5 protein-coding genes and 1 pseudogene are annotated in these 5,623 nt (G+C 61.6%); all 6 read left to right on the top strand.

The window, feature by feature from the left end:
- Positions 1 to 205, top strand: a pseudogene (locus tag MSZK_RS32800) (mammalian cell entry protein); the annotation flags it as partial.
- Positions 202 to 1,242 carry an MCE family protein gene (locus MSZK_RS03055; protein WP_099244718.1) on the top strand — a complete coding sequence of 347 codons (1,041 nt, stop codon included), beginning with the start codon at positions 202 to 204 and terminating at the stop codon, positions 1,240 to 1,242. The pseudogene MSZK_RS32800 and the gene MSZK_RS03055, both read left to right, overlap by 4 nt.
- Positions 1,233 to 2,276, top strand: coding sequence for an MCE family protein (locus MSZK_RS03060; protein ID WP_371411282.1), 1,044 nt, complete (start codon positions 1,233 to 1,235; stop codon positions 2,274 to 2,276). The genes MSZK_RS03055 and MSZK_RS03060 overlap by 10 nt, the downstream gene beginning before the upstream one ends.
- On the top strand, positions 2,273 to 3,370 hold the full coding sequence (locus MSZK_RS03065; RefSeq protein WP_099244722.1) for an MCE family protein: 1,098 nt from the start codon (positions 2,273 to 2,275) through the stop codon (positions 3,368 to 3,370). The genes MSZK_RS03060 and MSZK_RS03065 overlap by 4 nt, the downstream gene beginning before the upstream one ends.
- Positions 3,367 to 4,485, top strand: a complete 1,119-nt coding sequence (locus MSZK_RS03070) for an MCE family protein (RefSeq protein ID WP_099244724.1) — start codon at positions 3,367 to 3,369, stop codon at positions 4,483 to 4,485. The genes MSZK_RS03065 and MSZK_RS03070 overlap by 4 nt, the downstream gene beginning before the upstream one ends.
- A partial coding sequence (locus MSZK_RS03075; protein WP_099244726.1) for an MlaD family protein occupies positions 4,482 to 5,623 on the top strand: 1,142 nt, incomplete at its 3' end. The genes MSZK_RS03070 and MSZK_RS03075, both read left to right, overlap by 4 nt.

Raw genomic sequence — 5,623 nt, forward strand, 5'->3', positions numbered from 1 at the left:
GCCCCCACCCGCCCCGCCGGCCGCGGTGGCACCGCAATCAGCTGTCATCGGAGGCAGTGTCGGCCCAGTGGGTAGTGCACAGGAGCAGAACCAGCTCAGCCAGATTGTCGGCGGCCAAGCCAGCGCCGCTACCCAGCTGCTGCTGGGCCCCGTCGTGCGCGGAACGACCGTCAACATCGCGCCAGAGCCCGGGGGTGATCGATGAGGTACCGCAAGCCGTTGATCGGGCTGGTGTTGTTCCTGATCGTATCGATGGTGGTGACCTGGATGGTGTTCGTCACCCTGCGGCGCGAAGTGTCCGGCGATACCGACACCTATTCGGCGATCTTCACCGATGTTTCCGGACTGCACACGGGCGACGACGTGCGGGTGGCAGGCGTTCGCGTCGGCCGGGTCGACGCCGTCGAACTGCAGGGCACGCTGGCCAAAGTCACGTTCCGAGTGCAGAAGCAACAACCGTTGTACACCAACACCATTGCGTCGGTGACCTATCAGAACATCATCGGACAGCGGTACGTGGGCCTGTCACCCGGCAAGGGCGGTGACCAAGAACCGCTGAGCCCGAACAGCCAGATTCCGCTGGAACGCACCGAACCTTCGTTCGACATTACCTACCTGCTCAAGGGTTTCGAGCCGCTATTCACTCTGCTGGACCCGAAGAAGGTAGACAACCTCACCACCGCGATCATTACCGCGTTGCAGGGCGACAATGGTTCGGTACTGGCGCTGATCACCCAAACATCCGCATTGGCAGAGGTATTCGCCGGACCGGATGAGGTTCTTGGCGACCTGATCACAAATCTCAACGCGGTACTCACCAACCTGGCCAACCAGCACACGAACCTGCAGACCGTCATTCGCCAAACGCAGGACGTAGTGACGGGCCTGGCAGCTCGCCGAGATGAACTGCGCGCCTCGGTCGGCTCCATCGAGAAGACGATTTCACGGTTGGCAACAATCACCGACAACATCTATCCCGATCTGCACGACTTCGTCACTCGCGAACCGGGGTTCGCCGCGCACCTCACCGGTGACGGCAGAAACCGGATCGCATTTCTTGGGGCAAACCTGCCCTACCTTCTGAAAGGAGCCGCCCGGTTTACTCAATCAGGGAGTTACGTAGATATCTATGCGTGTGACGCCACGGTGTTCCTCTGGCGCGCTCTGGGCTACTGGATTCCCGCCCAGGTCGCGGCCGCCACGCCGGGCAATGTCATCAAACACTCACCGGTATGCAGGTAACAAGAATGTTCGAACGTTTCAAACGCAGTCCCATCGAGTCGCTCAACAAGATCTGGCTCGGCACAGCCGCGTTGGGTGTTGTCATCGCACTCGTGGCCGCCGTCTTGCTATTCGGCGCCCTTGGAATCGGCGAGACGAAGTACCAGGCCGAGTTCGCGCAAGCCGCGAGCCTGCGCGCTGGCGAGCAGGTCACTATCGCGGGAATATCAGTAGGAACCGTTGACGGGCTCAAACTCGCCGGTGACCGGGTAATCGTCACGTTCAACGTCAGCAACGACGTCCACCTGGGCCGAGATACCCAAGCCGCGATCAAACTCACCACCCTGCTCGGATCCCGCTACCTCGAGTTGTCACCGGCAGGAAACGGCGAACTCCCCGACGATACGATCCCGTTGTCCAACACGTCCGTGCCCTACGACCTGCAGCAGACCCTCGCCGACGCGACCACCACCTTTGGCGAGATCGACGCTGAACGCATCGCGCAATCGCTGACCACGCTGACCCAGAACCTCCATGGCGTACCCGAGGCGCTGCCCGAAGCGCTGCGCAACTTGAAGTCGCTGTCCGCGATCCTCGCCGAACGCCGCGATCAACTCAGAACCCTGCTGTCCAGCACACACACGGTCACGGCCATGATCCGCGACCAGAGGGCCAATCTCGGGTCGTTGGTGCTGCAAGGTCGAGACCTATTGGGCGAGTTGACATCCCGCCGAGCGGCGGTTCAACGGCTCTTCGCCAGTGCCACCGCGCTAGTAGACACCCTCAAGCGAGTCCTCGACGACGAACCCGCCCTAAATGAGTTGCTGGTCACTATGCGCGAACTCTCCACGATGATCGCTGACCACGACGCACTACTGCGAAATATCCTGCAGGTTTTGCCTGTCCCCATCCGCAACGTCGCCAACGCCACCGGCAGTGGACCCGCTGCCGATGCAACATTTCCCAATCTCCCGCTGGTCGACTCATGGATGTGCGCGATTAGTGGGCGGGCTCAGCAATTCAACCTCGTCGAGTACTTCCAGGATTGCCAATGAGCCGCAAACTTGTGTTCTGGGTCGTTGCACTGATCGCCGTGGGCGTGGGCATTGGGGCTGTCGTCGTCCCGCGCCTCGCGCATCCGCCGATCACGGTGACCGCGCAGTTCGAGGACACAGTCGGGCTCTACGAGGGCAATGCGGTGTCGGTGCTGGGCATGTCGGTGGGCACTGTGACCAGCATCGTCCCCAAGGACCGCTATGTCGAGGTCACACTGGAGATCGACAAGGACGTTGAGCTGCCGGCGGACGTCCAGGCCGTCACGGTTTCGACCTCGATCTTGACCGATCGCCACGTCGAGCTCACACCCCCTTATCGCGGCGGACCAAAGCTTCAGAACGGGGACGTGCTAGGTCTCGGGCGCACCCGCACGCCCGTCGAATTCGATCGCACGCTGGCGATGGTCGACAAGCTGGCAAGCGCCCTTCGTGGAGACAACCGGGGCGGCGGGCCGATCGCGGACCTGATCGGCCTCAGCGACCAGATAACCGTGGGCAATGGCGCCGACATCAAAGCCACGCTGGCTCAGTTGTCCGAGGCGCTCCGGCTAGGTTCGGACAACGGAGCGAGCGCCAAGAAAGACATCCAGACAATCGTCAACAGTCTCAACACGCTGTTGCAGGCGGCGGCCGACAACGACACGGCCATCCGCGAATTCGGCTCCAACGTGCGTCAGCTCAGCAACATACTCGCAGAGGAGGACCTCGGCACGGGCACCACCGGAACAAAAGTCAATCAGATTCTCTCCCAAGCCGCCTCGTTGCTTGAGAAGAACCGTGACAACATGAAGGTCACCGCCAGCGATTTTCAGGTCATCACCCAAGCGCTCATCGACTACCGCCGCGAACTGTCGGAATTCTTCGATGTGGCGCCGTTGATGATCGACAACGTCTACAACGCCGTCGACCCGAACGCCGGTTCCATTCGGGCCCACGGGTTGTTCGACAAATTGGTCTTCCAAGGTCAGTTCGGAAAAGAGATCTGCAACCTCCTAGGAGCCAAGCAACTCGGCTGCGCCACCGGCACATTACGGGACTATGGGCCGGATTTCGGTCTCATAGGCATGCTCGAATTGATTGCGGGACAGCGATGAGGGAGCTTTCTTCAGCAACCCGCCGCGGACTCAAATGTGCCGCAGCGATCGGTCTGACCGGTGTGCTCTCCGGCTGTGCGATGGGGTTGGAGAGTTTGCCGCTGACCGGCCCGTCGAGCGGCGCCAGCACATACTCGCTGAGCGCCGCCTTCACTAACGCGCTGAACCTCCCGACGAAGGCCAAGGTCAAGCTGAACGGCGCTGACATCGGCGAAGTGGACTCGATCCATGCTCGAAACTTCACCGCGTTCGTGCAGATGAACATACGCAGCGATGTGCCCTTGCGGGTCGGGACCACCGCCGAATTGCGTTCGGCAACACCGCTAGGCGACCTCTTTGTCGCGATCCGCCCCGATCCGAACCAGCCGCCCGACGCCGCCCAGCTTCATGACGGAGACACCATTCCGCTGGAGTCGACCTCGGCGGGTGCAACCGTCGAACAAGTTCTCAGCTCAGCAGCGTTGCTAGTAAACGGCGGTGTCATCCGAAACATCACCTCGCTATTCAACGGAGCGGGTTCGGCAGTGGGCGGACGCGGCGAGAACATCTCCGCACTCCTCGACCAGTCCAACGAGCTTATCGCCCGGCTCAATTCGCGCTCGGAACAAATCAGGACGGCCTTGCGGAGTACCTCCGACTTGGCTGCAACCCTTGCTGAACGGCAGGACTCGCTCAACGAGGCCCTCGCCGCCGCAGCACCAGCGACTGCCGTGCTGGCCGACAACACCGCCCAGATAGCCGACCTGGTGACCGGTGTCAGCCACATCACCGCACAACTGTCCCGTTTTCCGTCGTTGCAGGGCACCGACACTCGCAGCCTGATCGCCGACCTCAACCAACTTTCGGCACGGTTCAACGACATCAGCACCGACCCGAACCTATCGCTCACCGCGCTGAACCGACTGATACCGATCGTCATGAAATCCACCAACTCGGCCGCAATCCACGGCACTGGCGAGGTTTGGCAGCTCGCGCTGGGTTCGTTGCCGGACATGAACTATCCCGGTGATCCGATGTTCCACGGACCGGATGGAACCGACTGGCATGCGATGATCGGCAGTCTCCGGTACGAGTGGAATCTCTTGCTGGACAAGATCTACGGACCAAACCGATGAGTCCGACACGCTATCCCGTCGAAGCGCCGGCCCGCATCATCGTCGATACGGTCCGCGCGGGCGTGCGACACCGCATTCCGGTAGCCCTGGTCGGCATGGCCCTGGTCATGGTGGTAGCGCTCGCCTATGTGGTGATCGTTTCGCTGCGGGTCAACCCGACGCAGTCAACGATTGCTGTGCGAGTGCCATTGCCAGAATCGGGTGGCTTGTTGCCTGCCCAAGACGTGACACTGCGAGGCGTGCCGATCGGGCGTGTGGAATCGGTTAACTTGACCGACCGGGGCGTGACTGCGGTCGCCATATTCAACGAGAATGTACGCATTCCGCAGCACACCACCGCACGTGTCTCGGCTCTGACCCCCGCCGGCGAACAGTATCTCGACTTTCGGCCCCAAACCGACCAGGGTCCGTATCTGACCGACGGAAGCACGCTCAGCGACGACCAGACGAGCGTTCCGGTGTCTTTCTCGCAACTGATCAGCAATTTCGAAGGTGCGCTGAAACAGGTCGATCCCCAAAAGATTGCGGCGATCGAGTCAGAACTGCGCGTAAGCAAGGATGGGCCGCACAAACTGGCAGCACTGGTCGACGGTGGCACATTTCTCATCACGACGCTCGATTCGGTGCTGCCGGAAACTGTGAGCGTCCTGCGTACCAGCCGGACAGTGTTCACCACGCTGGGCGACGTGCACTCCGGACTGCAAGCGACCACACAGAACCTACAGAACATCCTGCAGGGAGTGAACGCGATGGACAGCGGCTATCGCGCCCTGGTCGATGAGGGCAGCGCGCCCCTGACGCAACTCGACAACATCATCGCCGACAACTCCGACACCATGGTCCAGCTGCTCGGGAACCTGACCACGATCGCCCAACTCTCGGTCGTGCGGGTGCCTGCCCTACAAGCACTCTTCCCGACCAATCGCAGATCAGTCGTCGAGGCGCTCAACACCGCGGTCCACGACGGCGGAATCTGGATAATCGGCGATCCCTACCCGCGCTACAGTTGCGACTACAACCTCCCACGGCACCCGCCATCCCAGGCGGACTTTCCCGAGCCGTACCTCTACACCTACTGCGCGAACCCCGACCCCTCCGTTCTGATCCGCGGCGCCCGCAATGCGCCGCGGATCAGAAC

The organism is Mycobacterium sp. shizuoka-1 (assembly GCF_002723835.1).
Taxonomy (GTDB): Bacteria; Actinomycetota; Actinomycetes; order Mycobacteriales; family Mycobacteriaceae; genus Mycobacterium.